Raw genomic sequence first — 22,402 nt, 5'->3', positions numbered from 1 at the left:
CAAAAGCCCCGCGATGCGGGGCTTTTTTATGCCAGGTACGAGTAGGAGGCGGACAACACGATGCTGCGTCTGTCTCCGCTGTTCAGGCCTGGCGCAGGCATAGGGGACAGAGGGAGGGGTTTGAAGCCAGCGCGGCCGCTCTACACCGGTGCCAGAGCCAACACAGGCCTTCACACTGAGACCACACAGGCGGGGCGCAAAAAAAAGCCCCGCGAGGCGGGGCTTTTTGACGGCAAGCCCTTGCGGGCCGGCCAGCTGCCTTTACAGCTTCTGGGCTTGCATGAAGCTGTCGAAACGCGCTTCGGTAAAGCGGAACCAGAGGTTGGAGTCGCGGCGGAAGCTAGAGTAGTCGTCGTAGACTTTTTTCCAGCTCGGGTTCTTCGCGCTGAGGTCCGAGTACAGGGCCATGGACTCCTTGAACGCCAGGTCCAGCACGTCTTTAGGGAAAGGCAAAACCTTGGTTTTTGCGCCCACCAGCTGCTTGAGTGCCGTCGGGTTGCGCGCGTCGTACTTCGCCTGCATTTCGGTGTGCGCAAATGCCGCGGCGCATTCGACGATGGCCCTGTTTTCCGCAGACAGGCCTTCCAGGGCCTTCTGGTTGACGAAGAAGTCCAGCTGCGGGCCACCTTCCCACCAGCCGGGATAGTGGTAGAACGGCGCGACCTTGTTAAAGCCCAGCTTCTGGTCGTCGTACGGTCCCACCCACTCGGCGGCGTCGATGGTGCCTTTTTCCAGCGCCTGGTAGATCTCGCCGCCGGGAATGTTCTGCGGAACACCGCCCATGCGCTCGATCACCTTGCCGGCAAATCCACCGACGCGGAATTTCAGGCCCTTGATGTCGGCAGCCGACTTGATCTGCTTGCGGTACCAGCCGCCCATCTGGCAGCCGGTGTTGCCGCCGGGGAAGTTGACGATGTTGTATTTGGTGTAGAACTCGCGCATGAGCTTCAGGCCGTTGCCGTCGTACATCCATGCGGTCATCTGGCGGCTGTTCAGGCCGAATGGAATGGCGCAGCCCAATGCAAATGTTTCATCCTTGCCGAAGAAATAGTAAGGGGCGGTATGGGCTACTTCGACCGTGCCGTTCTGCACGCCGTCAACCACACCGAACGCGGGCATCAGTTCGCCGGCGGCATGGGTCGAGACGGTGAACTTGCCACCGCTCATTTCGTTGACTTTTTTGGCGAAGGTGTCAGCGGCGCCAAAAATGGTGTCAAGAGACTTGGGAAAGCTGGAGGCCAGGCGCCAGCGAATCGCGGCCTGCGCGTGAACGGCTGGGGCGACCCCGGCGGCCAGTACGCCGGCGATACCAGCGTTTTTGATCAGTGATCGACGATCCATGGAATAACTCCTTCGTGTTAGTTAATAGCTGGGACAAGTCTAGGAGGCCTCAAGCATCCGCACTTTAGGGACTTACCCGTGGATGCATCTTGATGGGGAAATAAAAAAGCCTGCCCCAAGATGGGACAGGCCTCGCGGACTCAGCCAAGCGTCAAGCGCGATTACAGTTTTTTCGTCTGCATGTAGTTGTCGAAACGGGACTCGGCGAAACGGAACCAGAGGACCTGGTCGCGCTGGAAGGCGCGGTAATCGCTGTAGATTTTCTTCCACATCGGATTCTTGCCTTCGAGTTCGGCGTACAGCTCCATGGACGCCGTGAAGGACGCATCGAGCACGGTCGTCGGGAAAGGCAAAACCTTGGTCTTGGCGCCCACCAGTTGCTTGAGCGCTGTCGGGTTGCGCGCGTCGTACTTCGCCTGCATGTCCACATGCGCGACGGACGATGCGGCTTCGATGATGGCTTTGTACTCTGACGAAAGGCCGTCCAGCGCCTTCTGGTTGATGAAGAAGTCCACCTCGGGACCGCCTTCCCACCATCCGGGGTAATAGTAGAACGGCGCGACCTTGTTGAAGCCCAGCTTCTGGTCGTCATACGGTCCTACCCACTCGGCGGCATCAATGGTGCCCTTTTCCAGCGCCTGGTAGATTTCGCCGCCGGGGATGTTCTGCGGAACACCACCCATGCGCTCGATCACCTTGCCGGCAAATCCACCGACGCGGAATTTCAGGCCCTTGATGTCGGCAGGCGACTTGATTTCCTTGCGGAACCAGCCGCCCATCTGTGCGCCAGTGTTGCCGCCTGCAAAGCTCACCATGTTGTACTGGCCATAGAGCTCATTCATCAGCTTGCGGCCGTTGCCTTCAAACATCCAGGCCGACATCTGGCGCGAATTCATGCCGAACGGAATGGCTGCGCCAATGGCGAATGCCTCGTTCTTGCCGAAAAAATAGTATGGCACGGTGTGGGCCATTTCAACGGTACCGTTCTGTACACCGTCAACCACGCCGAAAGCGGGCATCAACTCGCCCGCGGCATGGACGGAGATTTCGAACTTGCCGCCAGACATGGCCTTGACGGCTTTTGCGAACACTTCTGCGCCGCCATAGATGGTGTCCAGCGATTTCGGGAAGCTCGACGCCAGCCGCCACCGAATGGCGGCCTGCGCGTGAACAGCCGGCGCAACGCCAGCGGCCAAAACACCGGCAATGCCGGCGTGTTTGATGAGTGAACGACGATCCATCAGGTTGACTCCGAAAGGTAAAAATGAAAATTCCACTGGGCCACGTACTACCCAGCCCGCTTATGCAGGCCTGCGGGAATTCTAAAAATGCGCGGGACTGGGGCGGGCCGGGTTTACCCTCAAAGACCTGACGGGAAGCTGTCGACACATAACCACCCTTCCACCCCAAAACGCGGTTGCGATCGGAATGCCTGTACGGCACGGAGCGCCTATTGCGAATTGCTACGCCGTCTCATCCATTTCATCAAGTTGCCAATCACGGGCAGTTTTTCATACAGTTCTTCAGCCGCATCCCAGTAGTCACGGTGCAGCGTGATGCGACCCTCGTCATTCAGCACCAGATGCGAACCGCCCACAATGCACTGCGCCCGTCCCCGCTTGATACGCCTGAAGGCAAAATGAAGTTCCCAGGTCAAGAAGCACTGCGCCCCTTGCACGATGCGCCCCGTAACGAGGAAGCGCGGGTCCTCCAGATTCACATACATGTGGCGAAAAATGCGTTGGATCTCGGCCAGACCCCGCACGTCGTTAAATGGGTCTTTAAAGCGTGCATCGGGAGCGTATATGTCGCCTAGCGTTTCCACGCCCGCGGGGGTGAGGGTCTGGAAGGTTTCTGCAATGCGGTCAACTGCGGAGTTCATGGACGTTCTAGGGTCTGTTAACACTATGTTTTGCAGGCCCTAGACCTGTCTGAGGCGGCGTGTTGCCGCAAAAAATACGGGATAGGGTAAAAGCCGCAAGGCTTTCATCCAGCGGGTAAAGCGTTTAGGGAAGTGGATTTCAAACTCCCCGCGTGCCCATCCGCGCAGGATTTCCCGCGCCGCTTCCTCGGGGGTGATCAAGGCGGGCATTTTGAACTGGTTTTGGCGTGTCAACGGTGTATTCACAAAACCGGGATTGATGAGCGACACACTCACGCCTTGGGGGTGCAGGTCCAGATACAAGGTCTCGGCAAGGTTAATGAGGGCTGCCTTGGTCGGGCCGTAGGCCAGGCTATTGGGAAGACCCCTGTAGCCCGCCACACTGCCCATCAGGCTAATGTGGCCGCGCTGGCCCGTGCGCTTGTCCCGCGGTTGTGCCAGCAGTTGCGGCACGACGGCGTCCAGCAAGTAAAGCGCGCCGAGGTAATTCACTTCATTGTGGCGTACCAAATCGCCCAGGTCGATGTGCATGGCGTCCATGGCGTGATAGTGCCCTGCGCAGTACAACACGCAATCCAGCGCATCCTGCGCAGCCAGAGCCGATGCCGCTGCCTTGACCGCCCGTGCGTCGGTCACGTCCAGTGGCAGGGCAAGGGCGCCAGGGTGCGCATCGACGAACGCTTTGAGCGCATCTGTACCGCGGGCCGAGACCACCACCTTTGCGCCATGGGCGTGCAGCGCAGATGCGGTTGCCCGGCCAATACCGGTGGATGCGCCCACCAGCCAAACCTTGCGGCCGCGCCAGTCCGTCATGGGAGAGTTCAGTGCCATGGGAATCTATCGCTTGACGAATGAGAGCGTCACTTCGCCCAAACCCACACCCCACTTGCGCATGGCGGCTTTGTTGAGCATGATTTTGTCGGTCACGAGGTACATCCAGTCGTCAAATTGCACGTCGATCACCCGGCCGTCCACCGGCAAAGCAAGGGTGTAGGCCCAATTGAACGCATTGCCGCTTTGCTGACCTTCAGCGTTGCCCACCACATCGTCGGCCTGACCGGTGTAGCGGCCGTTGGCGTGGCGGGTCAAGCGCCAGATGCGCCGCTGGGTAGTACCGTCAGAATAGCTGAAGACTTCGTCCAACACACCGGCATCGCCCTTCCACGTACATGTCATCACCACCGTGAAACGCTTCACCACTTTTCCCGAGCGATCCGTGAATATTCCGTACGCGTCAAGCGTGCCGTTGAAGTAGTCGCGCAGTTCCAGTACCGGTGTCTCTTTGGCGTAATCTTGAACTTTGGGCGCGCTGCATGCGCCCAGCAACCCGGCAGACATTACAACGGCAAGAAGGAGTGAGCGGTCAAAAAAACTGCGTGGTTTCATGGTGTATGCGGCTGGGCCGTCGGTTGGATGATGAGAATATGGAGTGCGCAGGCCGCCAGGGCTTTGAGCCCGCACGGCAAGAAACAGTAGGCGGCGGTGAGCAGGACGGACGCATCGGCATCTCGCGCGCCGGGCACATAACCCAACCAGCCCAGTAACGGCAGGGCCAGGCCGGCGGCCAGCGCCAGGTTCAGCTTGGTGGCAAAGTTCCACCAGCCAAAGTAAGCCCCTTCGGCGAGCCCGCGGTCACCGGCCTTGGCAATGACTCCGGCCAGAAGCGCGCCTGGAAAGACCAAATCGCTTCCCAAGGCCACACCCGACAAGGCACACACCAGCAAAAACCACGGCGCGTCACCCACACCCAGCCGGCTCGCACCCAAAAAAACTGCAATGGATAAAAGCATTCCAACGCGCCAGCTGTGCGCCAGCCCCCAGTGTCTTACCAGGCGTAACCACATTGGCATGGAGAGCGCGCCGCACACAAAGTACACCCCCAACGCGGTGGACTGCACGGCCTCGCTGGCCTGCAATCGGTCTTGCAGAAAGAACAGCACCAGCGTCGCCGGGATGGCACTGGCAATGCCGTTGAGCAGATACACGCCGAGAAGGCGGCGAAAGTCAGGATTGCGCAACGGGTGCCAGAGCGCGCCGGGGGCCATAGGTGTCAAGGCTGCAGCCGCATGATGACTGCGCTCTGGTTGAGGCGCTCCGCGCCAGGCCCACCAGCCAACTGACAACCCGGCGAACAGCAGCGCCAGCATGGCGGGAACGCCCAGGAGTGCGGGAGTGACCGCAGCCAGAAGCACCCCCACCAACCCCAACCCTTCGCGCCAGGCGACCACGCGGCTGCGGTACAGGGCGTCGCCGCCTAACATGGCGCCCCAGGACTGATGCGCGACCGACAGGGCGCTGTAGGCCGCATAGGTCACCACCAGCCAAAACCCCGCCCACCAGAGCAGCGCCGTGGGTTCGCTCACGAGCGGCAAAAACAAAAAAGAAAACCCCACTGCCAGTACGGCCCCCGCCACAGCGCCCAGCGCCAGCACCGCGCCCAGCGAAGTGGCATACAGGCGATCGCATAAACGGCCCAACATGGGGTCAATGACCGCATCGAGCAAACGCGCGCCCAACAGCACCGCGCCCAAAGCCGCCAGCGAAACACCCCAATGGCGCGCGTACAAATTGGGCATCAGTACGTAAAGAGGCAGCGCGCAAAACGCCAGCGGCAAACCCAGCAGCCCGTAACGCACACCGTCGCTCACGCTCCAGCCTTGAGGCGCCGCCTCCATTTGTGCGGCCATGCGGGGATTCATGGCGCAGCGCTCGCTGGAGCCTGTGATCTGGCCTGCGCCAGCAGCGTGCGGCGCAATTGCGGCTCAGACGTTTGGGGGGAAAGCCAGATTCCAAAAAAGAGTTTGGCAAATGCCGGGTCGCGCACTTCACCCAGCACACGGCCATTGCGCCAAAACACCACACCTGTGGCGGGTTGATGCACCCCCGTGATGCGGTCGCCGGTGTTTACATCCGGGAACAGTGCAAGCATCTGGTTCTCCCATGCGGCTTCCTGCGCTGGAGTCAAAGACGCCTGGCGACGCATCTCCGCAATAGAACGTTTCGCTATGTCCGCGCCCTTGAAGTCGCGCAGGTAGGCGAGCTCCAGCGCAAATGGACTTTGCTCGTAGGCTGGCGCGGCAAATCCGGGGGCGGTCCACAGGGTGGCTTGGTAGACTTCAAAGCCCCAGAATTTCAACGTGCCTTGGCCCGACAGACTGGCCGCAGGCAAGGTGAGGCGCAACTCTTGAGGCAATGGTTGGGCCTGAATTTGCAAGCCATACAAGCCCCCCACCATTGCCAGTATTGCGCAAGCAGCTACGTTTTTCATAGCGAAAGCACGGCGGGTTTGCACAAGGTGTACTGCATCAGGTTGACATCACCGGTGTCAAAGGCCGCTTCGCAGTAGCCAAGATAATATTCCCATATGCGCATAAAACGCTCATCAAAGCCGAGCGCCGCCACCTCCACCTTGCGGGCCATGAAGGCATCGCGCCAGCGGCGCAGCGTTTCGGCGTAGTCTGTGCCAAACGCGAACTCATCCACCACCTCCAGCCCCGCAATCTGGGCCTGGCGGCGAAACTCTCGCGGGCAGGGCAGGCAACCACCGGGGAAGATGTACTGCTGAATGAAGTCGGTTGACCCGACATAGCGATCAAACAGCGCGTCGTTAATCACGATGCTCTGCACGCAGGCCCGTCCACCGGGCTTGAGCAAACGGCTTACGGTGGCGAAGTACTTGGGCCAATAGGCTTGCCCCACCGCTTCCACCATCTCGATGGAGCAAATCGCGTCAAACGGCGCATCCGGAATGTCGCGGTAGTCCTGCAGGCGCAGGTCGGCGCGTCCATCCGCGCCGGTACTCACGCCCAAACGCCGCAAGCGGGCACTGGCATATGCCAGTTGCTCGGTGCTCAGCGTCACACCCACCACGGCCGCGCCCCGGTTCACGGTGGCTTGCTCGGCCAGTGCGCCCCAGCCGCAGCCGATTTCCAGCACGCGGTCGCCTCGCTTCACATCGGCCATATCCAGCGCGCGGCGCACTTTGGCGTTTTGCGCCTCCGGCAAGGGACGGGACAGGTCGCCCTCGAACCATGCACTGGAATAGTTCATGGTTTCATCCAGCCACAGGCGGTAAAACGCGTTGCCCAGATCGTAGTGGGCGTGGATGTTCTTGCGGCTGTTGGCGCGGCTGTTGTGATGCAGCAGGTGCTTGACGCGGTAAAGCAGCCGCCCGAACCATGTGCCGAAGATCATCGCGTCGACCTGCCGGCGGTTGGCGGAGAACATTTTGAGCAGTTCAGTCAGGTTGGGTGTACTCCAGTCTCCTGCGATGTAGCTTTCGGCAAAACCGATGTCGCCGGATTTAAGCGCTGCGCCAAACACGTTCCAGTTGTGAAGAGTGATGCTGGCGCTGGGGTGCTTGGGCGTGTGCAAAGCGTGCTGCTGCGGGTGCTCGCCAAAGCGGCGCTGCGAGCCATCGGGCAGATGCAGGTTCAGCGCGCCATGGCGCAGGTTTTGCAGCAGGCGCAGCGCACTTCGGGCTGCGGCCGGCGCATCCTTCGGAAAGGCAAGACCTGGAGCGGTGCGGGTGGCGACGTTCATGTGGGACTCCGGAAATGGGACGTAGGTACTGGGCGCTGCCCTCTAGCGCGAGACAAAGGTTTGCGGCGGGGCGGGCTTGTGAAAGAAAGGCACTTTTTTCAGCCACAGTCGCAGCGCCTGGATGTGGATGTGAAGCACCACACCCAACGTCATCGCGGGATAGCGCCACACAGCGCGGCGCAGGACGGCGGGCGTAATGGGCTGCAGCGTTCCACTCACACTGGTTTGCAATACGGCAGCGTCGGCGACGATGTCATCGTAAAAGTCCACCCGAGCCACCGTGCGCGCATGTGCGCCTTGTACGCTGCGCATGAAGCGAAAACGGTAGTGGCCCTGCACCGGGTTGAAAGGCGACACATGAAACACCTTGTCTGCGCGCTGTGTCACCCCGTAGCGGGGCGCGTCCAGCACATAGCAGTGCCGCTCGCCAAAGGTGTTGTTGACTTCCACCACGATGGCACGCAGACCTCCCTCCCGGTCGTCCGCGGCACGGTGGCAATACCAGAAACTCACTGGCTTGAATGTGTAGCCCAGCACGCGCGGAGAGGTGTGCAGCCAGGCCTCACCCGTCGCGTCATGGATGCCTTCTCGCTGCAACACTTCGTCCAGCCATGCGATAGCGCCGCCCTGTTCCGGCGCGCGTCCATCGCCGTGGTCGGTCTCGAAAAAGCTCAATGCGCCCCTGCGATTGATGTGCCACCGGCCGGGTTGAGGCGCCTGCTTTTGCAGGCTGCGCATCGGCAGCATCAGGAAGTAGGTAGGGTATGCAAACGCATGGCGCTGCGGCCGCAACCGGCTGTGACGAACCTGGCCAAAACCCATGAGCGGTACAGACTGGTTCATGCGTCCACCAACAACTGCGCGGCCGCAGCCAGCCCGGCTTTGAGGCCATCTTCATGAAAACCGTAGCCCATCCAGGCACCCGCAAAGTAGCGGCTGTTTTTGCCTTGCAATGCCGGCATGCGGTTTTGTGCAGCCACAGCGGCCAGATCAAACACCGGGTGGGCATAGTCGTACTCGCCGATGATCTTGTCTTGCGCGATGGGGCGTACCGGGTTCAGGGACACGACCACCGGTTGCTCCCACGGTAGTGGCTGCAATCGGTTGATCAGGTAGTGCAGGCACACCCGCGCGCCCTCCTGCCCTGATGTTTTCGCGCGCTCGTAGTTCCAGGCCGCCCATGCCGCCTTGCGCGTCGGCAAGACTGAGGCGTCGGTATGCAGCACGGCTTTATTGGGCTGGTAGTGAATGGCGCCGAGAGTTTCACGCTCCTGCGCCGTTGGCGCGGCCAGCATGTGCAGGGCCTGGTCGGAGTGAGTGGCGATGATGACCCTGTCAAACAGCTCAACGCCTGCGTCGGTGTGGATGCGAACGCTGCCTTTGCCGTCCGAGGTGCCGTCCATGTGTTCAACACGGCGCACCGGGGTGCTCAGCCGCTTGTCTGCAATGCCTGCGGTGATTTTTTCCACATAGTGCCTGGCCCCGCCCTGCACGGTCCACCACTGAGGGCGGTTGGTGATTTGCAGCAGACCGTGGTTGTGGCAAAAGCGCACCATGGTCGAGACCGGGAATTGCAGCATCTGCGCGGTAGGGCAACTCCAGATGCAGGCCATCATGGGCAGGAAATACCATTCGCAAAACGCCGTGCCGAAGCCATGCGCGCTCAAAAACGTCCCCAGTGGCTGGCGAAGCTCAGCGCTGGTTCCGCTGTGGGCCATCCGGGTTGTCAGGGCGTTAAAGCGCAGCAGGTCGCGCAACATGCCCCAAAAACGTGGGTTACCCAGATTGCTGCGTTGTGCAAACACAGAGTTCAGGCTGGAGCCGCTCCACTCCGTGATGCGGCCATTGGCGAAATCATCGGCGCGCACGGAAAACGACATGTCGGACTTGACGGTCGCCACGCCAAGCTCTGCAAAAAGCGCAATCAGTTGTGGGTAGGTACGCTCGTTTAGGACCAGAAACCCCGTATCCACCCCGTGGGTAACCTCGCCACGTGGTGTTGGGAGCGTCACATCGACGGTATGGGTGTGGCCACCAAAGTAGGCACCCGCCTCCAGCAGCGTGATGTCGGCCTTGCCTTTCAGGGCATAGGCGGCCGCCAAGCCTGAAATACCCGAACCCACGATGGCTACCTTGATTGACACCCGTACTCCTTGAATTGATGCGGCCAATTCTATACTACATAGTATTTATTAATACTGTTTAGTATAAATATTTTCTCGTCATTCTTTTTTCAACCTAAATTGGCTAAAATCAAGCCATGACGAGCATCACCTCCCCCGCAAAGGTTTCCTTCAAAGCACAAATGCTATTGGTGCGTGAGGACGCGATCATCCAGTCGGTCAACCGTTTGCTGGCTGAAAAAGGGTTTGAAGCCATGACGGTGGACGAAGTGGCTGCTGACGTGGGTATTGCCAAAGCCAGCCTTTACAAGCACTTCCCCAGCAAAGAAGACCTGGCAGCGGCTGCCATGGTGGCAGTCATGCGCCGGGCGCAGGCTTTTTTGGACACCTTGCACACCGAGCCATCCGCCGTGAACAAGCTACGCAGCGTGGTGGTGTGGGCAATGAGTTTGAAGCTGGCGGGTGAAATGCCCTCGCTGCCCAGCCAAAACTCCAGCCTGCGTACCGCGCTAATGGGCAACAAGGACTATATGAACGGGCTCATGGACGTGAGCGACCGCCTGGGTACCTGGATTGAGGCCGCGCAGACGCAAGGGGCAATCAACCCCAAGTTCCCGCCGATTGCAGTGCTCTACACGCTATATGCCCGCGCCTGCGATCCGGTGCTGGAGTTTTTGAAAATGAGCGAGCTGTACACCAACGATGAAATCGTCGCCCTGGTGCTCAGCACATGCTTTGAAGGTCTTGAAGCCCGGTAATGCCCGGTGGCTTGACTGAAGAGTCTCTTCAAGGCCGGCGAACCCAGCTCAGGCGACGGACTTCAGTGTGGGCTTGGCGGGCTCGCCGGTTTTAATCAGTTCGGCAAAGCGCGCCGTGACGGCGGCCTCTATGCCTGCGGCGTCGAGGCCTTGCAGGGCCAGCAGTTTGGCCGGGTCACCGTGTTCGATGAATTCGTCTTTGAGGCCCAGATGCAGCACCGGTATTTGTATGCCTGCGGCCTGCAGGGCTTCACTGACCGCGCTGCCAGCGCCGCCCATGATGGCGCCCTCTTCCACCGTGACCAGGGCTTCATGGCTTGCCGCCACCTTGAGCAGTAATTCGACGTCCAGTGGCTTGGCCCAGCGCATGTTGACCACGGTGGCGCCGAGTTTTTCGGCGGCCTGCAAGGCCGGGTACAGCAGCGTGCCGAAAGCCAGGATGGCAACGCCCGCGCCTTGGCGGCGGATTTCGCCCTTGCCGAAAGGCAGTCCCTCCAGCCCTGCTTCGGGCTCAATGCCCGCGCCGGCGCCACGCGGATAACGCACAGCCACCGGGTGGTTTTGCTCAAACGCCGAGCTCAGCAGCTTGCGGCATTCGCGTTCATCCGCAGGACAGGCCACACTCATATTGGGGATGCAGCGCAGGAAGGGAATGTCGTAGGCACCCGCATGGGTGGCACCGTCGGCACCGACCAGGCCGGCGCGGTCCAGCGCGAACACCACCGGCAGGTTTTGCAAAGCCACATCGTGGATCAACTGGTCGTAGCCGCGCTGCAGAAAAGTCGAATAAATCGCGACCACGGGCTTGAGCCCCTCGCAGGCCATGCCTGCGGCGAAAGTCAGCGCGTGCTGCTCGGCAATGCCGACGTCGTGATAACGCTCGGGAAAGCGTTTGTGGAACTCGACCATGCCCGAGCCTTCGCGCATGGCGGGCGTGATGCCGACGAGCCGAGCGTCATGCGCGGCCATATCGCACAGCCACTGGCCGAAGACCTGGGTGAAGGTCTGCTTGGCCGGCGCGCTGGATTTTTGCAGCCCCATGGCCGGGTCGAACTTGCCCGGACCGTGATAGGCAATGGGGTCGGCCTCGGCCAGCTTGTAGCCCTGCCCTTTCTTGGTGACCACATGCAGGAACTGGGGGCCGCCTTTGGTGTCCATCAGGTGCTTGATGTTTTCCAGTGTCGGTATCAGCGACTCCAGGTCATGGCCGTCGATGGGGCCGATGTAGTTGAAGCCGAAGTTCTCAAACAGCGTGGCCGGCACCACCATGCCTTTGGCGTGCGACTCCAGGCGCTTGGCCAGCTCGAGCAGCGGCGGGGCCACGCGCAGCACCTGCTTGCCCATATGCCTGGCGGATGCGTAAAAACGCCCGCTCATCAACTGGGCCAGGTAGCGGTTCAGCGCACCCACGGGCGGGCTGATGCTCATGTCGTTGTCGTTGAGCACCACCAGCAGCTTGCAGTGGTCGTGCACACCTGCGTTGTTCAAGGCCTCGAAGGCCATGCCGGCGCTCATCGCGCCGTCGCCGATGATGGCGACCGCGTGGCGGTCTTCGCCTTTTTGCTGGGCGGCCAGCGCCATGCCAAGCGCGGCGGAAATCGACGTGGACGAGTGCGCGGTGCCGAAGGTGTCGTATTCGCTTTCGTCGCGGCGCGGAAACCCCGACAGCCCGCCGAACTGGCGCAGGCTGTCCATGCGCTCGCGCCGGCCGGTAAGAATTTTGTGCGGATAAGTCTGATGGCCCACGTCCCACACCAGGCGGTCTTCGGGGGTATTAAAAACGTAGTGCAAGGCCACCGTGAGCTCTACCGTGCCCAGGTTCGAGCTCAGGTGCCCGCCGGTTTTGGAGACGCTGTCGAGCACGTAAGCCCGCAGCTCATCGGCCAGGGGCTTCAGTTCGGCACGGGGCAGCCTGCGCAGGTCGGCGGGGCTGTTGATGGTTTCAAGCAATGGATACATCGTGGTGTCGCTGTTGATGGCAAGCCGGTTCCCCGGTCCGCCGTATGTCAGTCCTGGTGACGGCTTCAATGATGACGGTTCACCAGCATATCCGCCAGTGCGCGCAAGGCCTCCGTGTGCCCCAAGCCGCTGTCGTCCAGGCGGCGCAGTGCTTTGCCAAGCAGCTCCTGCGCATAGGCTCTGGAATTCTCAAGTCCCATCAGCGATACGAAGGTGGGCTTGTCCTGGGCGGCGTCCTTGCCTGCCGTTTTTCCCAGCGTAGCGGAGTCCGCCGTGACATCGAGTATGTCGTCGACCACCTGGAAAGCCAGGCCAACGGCCGCGCCGTAGTCACGCAAGGCGTTTTGCGCGGCCGGCGTGGGCGTGCCGCAGGTAGCGCCCATCATCACGCTGGCCTGCAACAGCGCACCGGTTTTCAGGCGGTGCATTTCATGAAGTTCCGCGGAATTCAATGGCAAGCCTACGCTAGCCAGGTCAATCGCCTGCCCGCCGGCCATGCCCTGAAAGCCCGCGGCCTGGGCCAGCATGCGGCACAGCCGCGCCTGCGTGACCGCGTCGACCGAAGCATCTTCGGGCGTGAGGAACTCAAAGGCCAAGGCCTGCAGCGCGTCGCCGGCAAGCAGGGCCTGGGCCTGGCCGAACTTGACGTGCACCGTGGGCTTGCCGCGGCGCAGCACATCGTTGTCCATGCAAGGCATGTCGTCGTGCACCAGCGAATACGCATGAATCAGTTCTACGGCGCAGGCGGCCCGCAGCGCAGCTTGCCCATTGCCCTGCACCGCCTCGCACGCCGCCATGACCAGCAGGGGCCGCAGGCGCTTGCCCCCATCCAGCACGGCATAACGCATGGCGTCGCCCAGGCCCGCAGGCGCGGGAGCATCGCTTGGGCAGGCGACCCAACGTGACAACGCACTTTCAACATGGGCAAGCTGCGCGGCGCTCCAGGCGCTCAGCGTAAACAGGGGCAATTTTTCAGGGGCGTTCAATCGTGAATCTCTTTGGGGGTGGGGAATGAGGAATAGTCTGCATGCGATGCGGGGCTCCGGCCATGCCGGCTACTCCTGCGCCCAAGGTTTGAGTTCCGTGCCTTCCAGCACCTTGATCTGGGTTTCCACGGCTTCAAGCTTGTCCCGGCAAAACTTCAGCAGCTGGGCACCGCGCTGATAGCCGGTCAGCAGTTGGTCCAGCGGCAGCTGGCCGGACTCAAGGCTGTCCACCAGGCCTTCGAGTTCCTGCAACGCGGCTTCATAGCTGGCGGGCAGTGCCGGGCCGGAAGCCGTAGCGGAGGCGGGAACAGCAGCGGAGGATGAAGGACTTTTGGCCATGTAATTTGGAGTGAAGAACGATTTTAGGCCGTTGCAGGCAGATTGCAGGCCCCGGTTTCAAGGCTACGGATCGATACATCCCTATTATCCGGTGGCCGACTGCCAAGGCCCGCAAAATGGCGTGCGCGGGTACAATTGATAACAGTTCTCGATAGCAGCAGTGCCCCTGCTGCGGAAGTTCGCCCTTATTTCTCTGTGGGCTGTCGCTCAGCCTGTCTATCCGCTTGTCAACGGGCCGCCCACGCTTCGCGCGGCGGCATGTTCACCGAAATTTGCATGTCTGATCTCAGCCTTCGTCTCCTGCAGGCCACCAGCCAGCTCCCCATTTCCAGCTATTTTGATGCGGGCCTGTACCAGCGGGAGCAGCAAAAGCTGTTTGCCAAGGGACCACGCTACCTGGGCCACGAACTGGCTGTGCCCAACCTGGGCGACTATTACGCCCTGCCGCACGAGGGCGAAGGCCGGGCGCTGGTGCGAAACGCCGCGGGCATTGAGCTGATCTCCAACGTCTGCAGACACCGCCAGTCGACCATGCTGCAAGGCCGCGGCAACACCGGCAGCAACATCGTCTGCCCGCTGCACCGCTGGACTTACAACACCTCGGGCGAACTCATAGGAGCGCCGCACTTCGAGATCGACCCCTGCCTGAATCTGAACCGCTACAAGACCACGACCTGGAACGGCCTGGTGTTCGAGGACACCGGCCGCGACGTCGCTGCCGAAATGGCGCAACTGGCCACCTACGCCGACCTGGACTTTTCGGGCTACCAGCTCGACAAAGTGCACCTGCACGAGTGCAACTACAACTGGAAAACCTTCATCGAGGTTTACCTGGAGGACTACCACGTCGGTCCCTTCCATCCCGGGCTGGGCGGCTTCGTTACCACCGACGACCTGCGCTGGCAGCTCGAACCCGCCTATTCGGTGCAGACCGTGGGCGTGTCCGACAAACTGGGCAAGCCCGGCACCGACACCTACAAGAAATGGCACGACGTGGTGCTTCAGTACCGCAAGGGCGTGCCGCCCAAGTACGGCGCCATCTGGCTGACGTATTACCCGCATGTAATGGTCGAGTGGTATCCGCACGTGCTGGTGGTCAGCACGCTGCACCCGCAGGGCCCCGACAAGACGTTGAACGTGGTCGAATTTTTCTACCCCGAAGAGATCTGCGCTTTCGAGCGCGAGTTCATCGAGGCGCAGCAAGCTGCCTACATGGAAACCTGCGTGGAAGACGACGAGATCGCCCTGCGCATGGACGCCGGCCGCAAGGCCCTGATGCTGCGCGGTGACAACGAGTTCGGCCCCTACCAAAGCCCCATGGAAGACGGCATGCAGCACTTTCACGAGTGGTACCGCCGTGAAATGGGCGCGAGCAAAACCACGCAGATGATCTGAGCGCCTGGCTTGCTATTTATTTGATAGCTGCTCGTGCACGACCATCAACGGCTTCAGCCGCTTTAACCTATAAATATTCCCCAAAAAATCAATGCAAGCCGTCTGGATGATCGCTTCCTCCTTCCTGTTTGCCACGATGGGGGTTTGCGTCAAATACGCGTCCGAGCACTTCAACAGCGCCGAACTGGTGTTTTACCGCGGCGTGCTCGGCATCCTGTTCATGGCCATCTACGCCCGCGCGCAAGGCATCACCCTGCGCACCCGCTACCCGTCCATGCACGCCTGGCGCAGCGTGATCGGCGTGATGTCGCTGTCGGCCTGGTTTTACGCCATCGCCCATCTGCCGCTGGCCACCGCCATGACGCTCAATTACATGAGCAGTGTCTGGATCGCCGCCTTTTTGGTGGGCGGCGCGTTGATGCTGGGCAAAGCCGGCCAGAAGGGCCCGAGCCAGGGGCCTCTCGTGATGGCCATCCTCGCCAGCTTTGCCGGTGTCGTCATGCTGCTGCGCCCCGCCATTGACCAGAACCAGACCTTTGCCGGCCTGGTGGGCTTGATGTCGGGCCTGGGCGCCGCCTTTGCGTACATGCAGGTCATGGCCATCTCGCGCATGGGCGAGCCTGAAACGCGTACGGTTTTTTACTTTGCCGTGGGCACTGCGGTGGCCGGTGCGCTGGGCATGGCGGTCGTGGGTGTCACGCCCTGGAACTGGCAACACGCGCTGTGGCTGCCGCCCATCGGTATCCTGGCCTCGCTGGGCCAGTTGTCCATGACCAAGGCTTACTCGATGTCCGAAAACCACGGCGGCACGCTGATGGTGGCCAACCTGCAGTACTCGGGTATTGTGTTTGCCGCCCTCTACAGCCTGATCCTGTTTGGCGACAATATCCCCCTGATTGGCTGGGCCGGCATGGGCCTCATCATCGTCAGCGCGATTGCCGCGACCGTTTTGCGCGCCCGGGCCGCGCCCAACGCGCCAGCCGAAGAGCATTAAGGAGTTCCAATGAGCTACACCACCCTGATTTCCGTTGAAGAACTGCAAGCACTGATCACGGCTGCCAAGCCGCTGCGCATCTTTGACTGCACGTTTGACCTCATGAAGCCGCACGTCGGGCACGAACAATACCTGGCCGCGCACATTCCAGGCGCTGTGTACGCCGACCTGGACACCGCGCTCAGCGCCAAACATGGCGTGCCGGGTGCCCACGGTGTGATCACTGCCAGTGGCGCCGATGCGCCCGCCTCGGGCGGGCGCCACCCGTTGCCCAACCGCGAAAAATTTGCCACGTGGCTGTCCAGTGTCGGCTTTTCCAACGACATGCAGGCAGTGGTGTATGACCGCAACGGTGCCAACTACTGCGGACGCCTCTGGTGGATGCTCAAGTGGGCCGGCCACGAAAACGTCGCCGTGCTCGACGGCGGGTTGCAGGCCTGGCAAGCGGCGGGCGGCGCGGTGAACAGCGCAGAAGAGCCGGCGCATTTTCAGGCCAACTTTTTGCTCGCACCGGAAAAGGCCACCCTGGTATCCGCCGAGACCGTGGCCAGCCAATTGGGCCGCCCCGCGCAGACACTGATCGACGCACGCGCCACGCCGCGCTTCAAGGGCGAAGTGGAACCGCTGGACCCGGTTGCAGGCCATATTCCAGGCGCCCTGAACCGGCCCTTCGGCCAGAACCTCGGGCCCGACGGCAAATTCAAACCGGCGACCCAGCTCAAGGCCGAGTTTGATGCTTTACTGGCGGGCCGCAACCCCGCATCCGTGGTGCATCACTGCGGCAGCGGCGTCAGCGCCATTCCCAATTTGCTCGCGATGGAAATCGCGGGCCTGGGACGAAGCGGGCTTTACGCGGGCAGCTGGAGCGACTGGTGCAGCAATCCGGAGCGTCCGGTCGCGCAGGGCTGAGGGGTCGCAAGGCCGAGATGGCCTTGCCAGAAACATAAAAACCTGCACGCGTTCAACGTGCAGGTTTTTTTTGCGAAAGCGCCGTCTTGCGCGCGTTCAACTTGCCGGTCGACGACCGGTTTTTCTTCCTGGTTATTTTGCGGGGGCGCTAGCACTGGGGCTTGATGGCATGGCTGCATCACCCGTTGCCGAGCCGGTGGTGGTTCCGGCCGGCATGCTGCTTGTACCCGTGGTGGACGACCCCATCGAGGGGGTGCTTTCCATCGGCGATGGCGTTGCAGAAGGCGGGGGAGTCGTCGAAGGCGTCGCAGCAGGAGTGGATGGCGATGAGCCGGTCGCGCCCGTGTCCTCCACCTTTTTGCCACAGGCCCCCAAGGCCAGCAAAGCGGCCAGAGCAACGGCGGTGAGGGCAGCAGGTTTGAATTTGGATGCGTGCATGTCGGTTCCTTTTTTGAAGATAAATTGGCTGAACAGTGATTGGCTGAACGTCAGCCAGAACTTAATTTAGCCCGAAGCATCGGGCTTACCCCATGAGACGGTGTCCCACAGGGGTGTAAGCGTTTTTCGCCTGATCGTCGCGCGAATGTTTCGATGCCAATCGTCAACCGCGTCAACGCGCATGCGCACTCAAACGGATGCGTTTGTGCGGGTTGTCCAGGCGTGAGCCCGAAGAGGGGCCAGCACCACGACTGCTTCTGGAGCCATTGTCCGGCCGGTCCCCCAAACGCCCTTTCGAAGGGCTGCGCTCGGGACTGTGGGAGCGAAGCGTTTCTGTGGTGGTTTTCATAATGATGTCCTTGAACTCATTCGACTTCAGAGAAGCCGTGCGCTAAATCATGTGACGGTGGTGGGAGGCTCGCCCAGCACAACACAGCCAAGCCAAAAGCCTTCCCGACCACTTTAGGCCTGCAGCAAGCGAGCCAACGTAGGCAATGCCTGCGGATGACGTAGGAAAAGACCTACGCGACGATCAAGATCCGGCGTGAGCCTGGCCCCGCGCGGTGCTCGCGTCATTGCTGCGGACAGCTGGCGACCCGTCTCCGGTCGCCTCAAAATTCACGAAAATTGAATAAAAACAGCCCACAGCCCTTATAAATAGAGCGCAAACAGCTATCAAATACATAGCATCCGGTTATTTTCGCGTGTGCTCCGGCAAGTGCACGTGCTCGGGTCGCACACCGACGCCCACAGCATAGGCCGGTAGCGCCTGCAACCGTGGCCAGCGTCGCATCAGCCGTAGCGGCCAGGGCAGTGCCATGGCCAGCCCCTCTTGACCCCGCGCCGCAAGCACCGGGCTCAGCAAGCGGTTCTGAATGGCCACCTGCACCGCCTGCGTAATGCGAGCCGGAAACAGCCGGCGCTTTTGCACCTGCGCAAGAAAAGGCGTCAGCGCAGCCCGATCGATCTGGGGATCGGCCAGCGGCGCAGCCAGCAAATTGGTGGTCGCCACCGCGTCCTGCACCGCCAAATTGATGCCCACACCGCCTACCGGCGACATCGCATGCGCGGCGTCGCCGATGCACAGCAAGCCCGGCTTGTACCATTGCTCAAGCCGGTCTACCGTGACGCTCAGCAGCTTGATGTCGTCCCAGCTGGCAAGCGTGCCGATGCGATCGGCAAACAGCGGCGCCACTTTCACCACGGCATCCCTGAACGCTTGCAGTCCTTGCGCGCGCACCGCCTCAATGCCCCCTTTGGGAATCACGTAAGCGCATTGCCAATAGGTGCGCCTGTCAATCATCGCAAGGAAAATACCGTTGGTGATGCGCCCGCCCGTCGTGGAGGGATCACCGGGCGACTTGGGCAGGCGCAGCCACAGCACATCGATAGGCGCGCCCTGATCGCGCACCACCAGCCCAGCCGAACGGCGCACCGTGGAGCGTCGGCCATCGGCACCGACCACGAGGTCGGCCGTGACCCGCAGCGGGCCCTCTGGCGTGTTGACCTCAACGCCGGTCACGATGCCCTCGTTCTGAATCACATCCGTCACTTCGGCGTTCTGGATCAAGCGAAACCCCGCGTACTGCACCGCTTCATCACGCACAAAATCCAGAAACTCCCACTGCGGCATCATCGCGATAAATTTGCAGCGCAGGCGCAAATGCTTGAAGCTCGCCAGCACCACCTCGGTATTGCCGACAACAGCGCGCAGCTCGCTGACCTGATCGTGCGGACGGGCAAGAAATTTCTCCAGCAGCCCCAACTCGTGAATCACCTCCAGCGTCGACGGATGCACCGTGTCGCCGCGGAAGTCGCGCAGAAAATCGGCGTGTTTTTCCAACACGATCACCGGCACGCCAGCGCGCGCCAGCAGCAGGCCCAGCATCATGCCTGCGGGGCCGCCGCCAGCGATACAACAGCGCACATCCAGGACTTCAGGCATGGCATCTCCTCCGGGCAACGGTGTTTGACCTTATAGAAGCTTGCCCGAGGGCGCAAGTGCTCCGCCTGCCAAGTGTCTGCGGCATGGCTTGCTGCGCAGTGCTATTAAAGAAAGGATGAGAGGTCCAGGGTGCTGGACGCAGTCAATTACCCAAAGGCGCTTTGGCGACGGCCTGTTCGCGGAGGGCGCCATGCGGAAGGCCCTGGTCGCCGTCTTCCGCTTCGATGTCGCGTCGTTCACCTTCATGGTTGTGGCCGTCACCCGTTGTGGTGACGGGTTTGCCACGGTGCCGTTCTGACTCTGGGAAGGGTTTCACCACGGGGTCGTGTAAAAGTTCTGCGCCTTCGGGACTTGAATCAATGGGCATGGCGTGCTCCTTAAGCGTTGCAATTAGGAATGCTCGCCACGCGCCTCACGCGGACTAGGCACGCTATTCCCCTATTCCATCGGCATTGGTGTGGTCTGAACTTCTCCGGGCTCCGGGGGGCTATTCAGCGGCGGCAGCGGCTCAGGGGGTGGAACATTGGGGCTGGTGGCCATGGTCATTTTTCTTTCCAGGTCTTCGGTTTGGGAAGGTCACGAATCATGGCTTCGCCCTTTTCATCGCGACCATCTGACGGCAGGTCAGGCTCCAGCGCCAGTTCAGGCTCGTCGTTGCCTGGCTGCTTATGTGCGCCCCCAGAAGCCGTTCCCTTGTCCGTCCCTTTCGGGGCCGATGCCGGATCGATTTTGGTGATTTGCGTTGGCTCGGCCGGCAGCGTGTGCGCCGGCTCTTCCGGTGACCCGGTGCCCAAGGGCACGCCCCCGTTTGCGCGGCCGCCTGCGCTCGTCACAGGCCCACCACCATCAGGGGCATGTCATGAATCGCCAGCGCCGCTGCGGCGGCCATGCTGGCAAACACAGTAATGAAAAATGCCACATAGGCAGCAATGCGCGGGCGATGATGACGCAGCACCCGCGATTCGGAACGCCACTGCGGTGCCGCAGGTCGGGCATTTTCAAGGTCGGTGACCGAGGGGCGAAAGACGCTGGAAACCGACGAAGGGGCTGGGTGGAAGTTCATGGGGGCCTGCCTTTGCAATAAGACGAAGCTGGGAAGATTTTTGGGGAGAGCCGATGACTTATCTTCCCTCCCCCTTCCCGCCCGGCGTATAGGTCGCCAAGCCCTGTCGCTGTCAGGCGCCGTCTGACAGCGCCGCCGCGTTGAACAGCTCAGTGATGATGCGCAAGCCCGCTGATCAGGGTGACCAGCCCGATGCCGATGGCCAGCCAGGCGATTTGCGCGACGGTTTCCTTGGCCGTGACGCGCTTTTGCAACTGCGGGATCAGGTCGGCCAGCGCGACATAGATAAAGCTGCTCGACGCCATGATCAGGAAGAACGGCAAATAGTCATACAGCTGGTCGACCAGCGCATAGCCAACCACGCCGCCCAGTGCGGTGACCGCGCCGGCCAGCGACACCTTGACGAATGCGGCACGCCGGTTGTTCGAGGTCTGGCGCAGCACCACCAGGTCGCCCATGTGGTGGGGCACCTCATGCACCAGCACGGCCAGGGCAGCCACCACGCCCAGCCGCAAATCGGCCATGAAGGCCGACGCAATCAGGATGCCGTCGCCAAAAGCATGCACGCTGTCGCCGGCCAGCACCGCCCAGCCGCCCGTCCTGACCTCGCCACCATGGCCGTGGTGACCATGCGCGGCATGGACGTGCTCTGCATGGTCGTGCTGCGCATGCGCCACTACTTCAGGGCCATGGTGATCGCCGCCGTGATGCTCATGGCCGTGGTGCCACAGCTCGGCCTTGTCGAGCAGGAAGAAAAACACCAGCCCCACCAGCAAGGTCGCAAACAGCTCCTTGGCGCCAGCCTGGCTTTCAAAGGCCTCAGGCAATAAGTGCATGAAGGCCGTGGCCAGCAACGCGCCGGCAGCCAGACTAAGCATGTGCTGGGTGTAACGGGCCAGCAAGCCAAAGCTGAGCAACGCCGCCAGCCAGACGCTGCCGATGCCGGCGACCAAGGTACCCACCAAAATTGCTATCAAAGTCATAGCTGCTCGCGCTCGTTCCGATTGGGCTACAGCCCAAAATGATGATTAAACAACCGTGGAGGTTACACCATAGACGACAAAACCCCGGGCATCGCATCCAATGCGTGCGGCCGGGGTTGCTTTTTATCTTGTCAAGCGTATCAAGGGGCACGCGCAAAAAAGCGTTTCTGAAGTCCTAAGCACGCTGAAAGTCCGCCCTATGTCACCACAAGCGGGCATGGCGGCAATTGGCACGAAGGTCAGTACCTGGCAGGAGGCGGTCATTGGGCTTGTAAAAGCGAATCCAGCGGTGAGGCTGTTCCTCCCGCAGCGACCTTGAGAACATGCGTATAAATCATCGTGGTGCTCACGTCGCTGTGGCCTGGCAACTGTTGCACGGTGCGAATGTCGGTACCTGATTGCAGCAGGTGCGTGGCAAATGAATGCCTCAAGGCATGCACACTGACCGGCTTGCAAATGTGTGCCAGCGCGGCTGCGTTTTTAAGGGCCCGTTGCAAGCGCTGCTCGTACAGATGGTGGCGCCGCTCAATGCCGCTGCGAGGGTCTATAGACAGAGTAGGTGAGGCAAACACCCAGTGCCAAGGCCAGGTCTGGCCGGCTCGGGGGTGCTTGGCCTCTAAAGCAAACGGCATGGCCACACCAGCGCGTTCTGCGGCCCTGTCCGCAGCCCACAGAGCGCGGGATCGGGCCAACTTCGCCACCGAGCCAAGCGACTGGAGCAGGCGGCAGACAAAATCATTGCCCT

General features: G+C 61.3%; 24 protein-coding genes. 5 read left to right on the top strand and 19 right to left on the bottom strand.

Features of this window, described 5'->3' with window-relative positions:
• Positions 1–261 precede the first annotated feature (261 nt).
• The 10 genes from ABI546_RS00935 to ABI546_RS00890 all read right to left on the bottom strand — a co-directional run bounded on the left by ABI546_RS00935 (position 262) and on the right by ABI546_RS00890 (position 9,903).
• Positions 262–1,341, bottom strand: coding sequence for a TRAP transporter substrate-binding protein (locus ABI546_RS00935; protein ID WP_348043180.1), 1,080 nt, complete (start codon positions 1,339–1,341; stop codon positions 262–264).
• Between the two features lie 161 nt (positions 1,342–1,502).
• Positions 1,503–2,582 (bottom strand): TRAP transporter substrate-binding protein, encoded by a 1,080-nt coding sequence (locus ABI546_RS00930; RefSeq protein ID WP_348043178.1) that lies wholly within the window; start codon positions 2,580–2,582, stop codon positions 1,503–1,505.
• Between the two features lie 209 nt (positions 2,583–2,791).
• Positions 2,792–3,223 carry a nuclear transport factor 2 family protein gene (locus ABI546_RS00925; RefSeq protein ID WP_348043176.1) on the bottom strand — a complete coding sequence of 144 codons (432 nt, stop codon included), beginning with the start codon at positions 3,221–3,223 and terminating at the stop codon, positions 2,792–2,794.
• A gap of 39 nt (positions 3,224–3,262) precedes the next feature.
• Positions 3,263–4,054: an SDR family NAD(P)-dependent oxidoreductase gene (locus tag ABI546_RS00920; RefSeq protein WP_348043174.1), complete on the bottom strand. Its 792-nt coding sequence runs from the start codon at positions 4,052–4,054 to the stop codon at positions 3,263–3,265.
• Positions 4,055–4,060: 6 nt separating this feature from the next.
• Positions 4,061–4,609: a DUF3833 domain-containing protein gene (locus ABI546_RS00915; RefSeq protein WP_348043172.1), complete on the bottom strand. Its 549-nt coding sequence runs from the start codon at positions 4,607–4,609 to the stop codon at positions 4,061–4,063.
• The gene (locus ABI546_RS00910) at positions 4,606–5,922 is read right to left on the bottom strand and encodes an MFS transporter (RefSeq protein ID WP_348043170.1); all 1,317 of its coding nucleotides are present in this window, start codon (positions 5,920–5,922) and stop codon (positions 4,606–4,608) included. The genes ABI546_RS00915 and ABI546_RS00910 overlap by 4 nt, the downstream gene beginning before the upstream one ends.
• Positions 5,919–6,491 carry a chalcone isomerase family protein gene (locus ABI546_RS00905; RefSeq protein ID WP_348043168.1) on the bottom strand — a complete coding sequence of 191 codons (573 nt, stop codon included), beginning with the start codon at positions 6,489–6,491 and terminating at the stop codon, positions 5,919–5,921. Before ABI546_RS00905 ends, ABI546_RS00910 begins: the two co-directional genes overlap by 4 nt.
• Positions 6,488–7,765, bottom strand: a complete 1,278-nt coding sequence (locus tag ABI546_RS00900; RefSeq protein WP_348043166.1) for a cyclopropane-fatty-acyl-phospholipid synthase family protein — start codon at positions 7,763–7,765, stop codon at positions 6,488–6,490. The genes ABI546_RS00905 and ABI546_RS00900 overlap by 4 nt, the downstream gene beginning before the upstream one ends.
• 42 nt (positions 7,766–7,807) lie before the next feature.
• A complete protein-coding gene (locus tag ABI546_RS00895) occupies positions 7,808–8,608 on the bottom strand; it encodes a DUF1365 domain-containing protein (RefSeq protein WP_348043164.1) in 801 nt (266 codons plus the stop codon).
• Entirely contained in the window at positions 8,605–9,903 is a 1,299-nt protein-coding gene (locus tag ABI546_RS00890) for an FAD-dependent oxidoreductase (RefSeq protein WP_348043507.1), read from the bottom strand. Before ABI546_RS00890 ends, ABI546_RS00895 begins: the two co-directional genes overlap by 4 nt.
• Positions 9,904–10,025: 122 nt before the next feature.
• Between ABI546_RS00890 and ABI546_RS00885 the strand changes: the two genes are divergently transcribed.
• Positions 10,026–10,646, top strand: coding sequence for a helix-turn-helix domain-containing protein (locus ABI546_RS00885; RefSeq protein WP_348043162.1), 621 nt, complete (start codon positions 10,026–10,028; stop codon positions 10,644–10,646).
• A 48-nt stretch (positions 10,647–10,694) separates the two neighbouring features.
• On the opposite strand, the gene dxs is transcribed toward ABI546_RS00885, so the two are convergent.
• The 3 genes from dxs to ABI546_RS00870 all read right to left on the bottom strand — a co-directional run bounded on the left by dxs (position 10,695) and on the right by ABI546_RS00870 (position 13,930).
• Complete coding sequence (gene dxs / locus ABI546_RS00880; protein ID WP_348043160.1) at positions 10,695–12,605, bottom strand: 1-deoxy-D-xylulose-5-phosphate synthase; 1,911 nt, start codon at positions 12,603–12,605, stop codon at positions 10,695–10,697.
• Positions 12,606–12,670: 65 nt separating this feature from the next.
• Positions 12,671–13,591 (bottom strand): polyprenyl synthetase family protein, encoded by a 921-nt coding sequence (locus tag ABI546_RS00875; protein ID WP_348043158.1) that lies wholly within the window; start codon positions 13,589–13,591, stop codon positions 12,671–12,673.
• A 69-nt stretch (positions 13,592–13,660) separates the two neighbouring features.
• Positions 13,661–13,930 (bottom strand): exodeoxyribonuclease VII small subunit, encoded by a 270-nt coding sequence (locus tag ABI546_RS00870; protein ID WP_348043156.1) that lies wholly within the window; start codon positions 13,928–13,930, stop codon positions 13,661–13,663.
• Positions 13,931–14,206: 276 nt separating this feature from the next.
• Between ABI546_RS00870 and ABI546_RS00865 the strand changes: the two genes are divergently transcribed.
• From ABI546_RS00865 to ABI546_RS00850, 4 genes are all read left to right on the top strand, one after another.
• On the top strand, positions 14,207–15,325 hold the full coding sequence (locus ABI546_RS00865; protein ID WP_348043154.1) for an aromatic ring-hydroxylating dioxygenase subunit alpha: 1,119 nt from the start codon (positions 14,207–14,209) through the stop codon (positions 15,323–15,325).
• 91 nt (positions 15,326–15,416) lie between these two features.
• Positions 15,417–16,319 carry a DMT family transporter gene (locus ABI546_RS00860; protein WP_348043152.1) on the top strand — a complete coding sequence of 301 codons (903 nt, stop codon included), beginning with the start codon at positions 15,417–15,419 and terminating at the stop codon, positions 16,317–16,319.
• 9 nt (positions 16,320–16,328) lie between these two features.
• A complete protein-coding gene (locus ABI546_RS00855) occupies positions 16,329–17,228 on the top strand; it encodes a sulfurtransferase (RefSeq protein WP_348043150.1) in 900 nt (299 codons plus the stop codon).
• A 169-nt stretch (positions 17,229–17,397) separates the two neighbouring features.
• Complete coding sequence (locus ABI546_RS00850) at positions 17,398–17,736, top strand: hypothetical protein (RefSeq protein WP_348043148.1); 339 nt, start codon at positions 17,398–17,400, stop codon at positions 17,734–17,736.
• A 624-nt stretch (positions 17,737–18,360) separates the two neighbouring features.
• Here ABI546_RS00850 and ABI546_RS00845 read toward each other — a convergent pair.
• From ABI546_RS00845 to ABI546_RS00820, 6 genes are all read right to left on the bottom strand, one after another.
• Entirely contained in the window at positions 18,361–19,611 is a 1,251-nt protein-coding gene (locus ABI546_RS00845) for an FAD-dependent oxidoreductase (RefSeq protein ID WP_348043146.1), read from the bottom strand.
• 142 nt (positions 19,612–19,753) lie between these two features.
• Positions 19,754–19,978 (bottom strand): hypothetical protein, encoded by a 225-nt coding sequence (locus ABI546_RS00840; RefSeq protein ID WP_348043144.1) that lies wholly within the window; start codon positions 19,976–19,978, stop codon positions 19,754–19,756.
• A gap of 175 nt (positions 19,979–20,153) precedes the next feature.
• The gene (locus ABI546_RS00835; RefSeq protein WP_348043142.1) at positions 20,154–20,444 is read right to left on the bottom strand and encodes a hypothetical protein; all 291 of its coding nucleotides are present in this window, start codon (positions 20,442–20,444) and stop codon (positions 20,154–20,156) included.
• Positions 20,441–20,674, bottom strand: a complete 234-nt coding sequence (locus ABI546_RS00830; RefSeq protein WP_348043140.1) for a hypothetical protein — start codon at positions 20,672–20,674, stop codon at positions 20,441–20,443. The genes ABI546_RS00835 and ABI546_RS00830 overlap by 4 nt, the downstream gene beginning before the upstream one ends.
• Positions 20,675–20,823: 149 nt before the next feature.
• The gene (locus tag ABI546_RS00825; RefSeq protein ID WP_348043138.1) at positions 20,824–21,657 is read right to left on the bottom strand and encodes a ZIP family metal transporter; all 834 of its coding nucleotides are present in this window, start codon (positions 21,655–21,657) and stop codon (positions 20,824–20,826) included.
• A gap of 260 nt (positions 21,658–21,917) precedes the next feature.
• The coding region (locus tag ABI546_RS00820) for a tyrosine-type recombinase/integrase (RefSeq protein WP_348043136.1) at positions 21,918–22,402 on the bottom strand (485 nt) is incomplete at its 5' end.

The sequence above is a fragment of the Polaromonas sp. genome (genome assembly GCF_039932935.1).
Lineage (GTDB): Bacteria > Pseudomonadota > Gammaproteobacteria > Burkholderiales > Burkholderiaceae_C > Polaromonas.
This window is presented reverse-complemented; position numbering and strand designations above follow the sequence as displayed.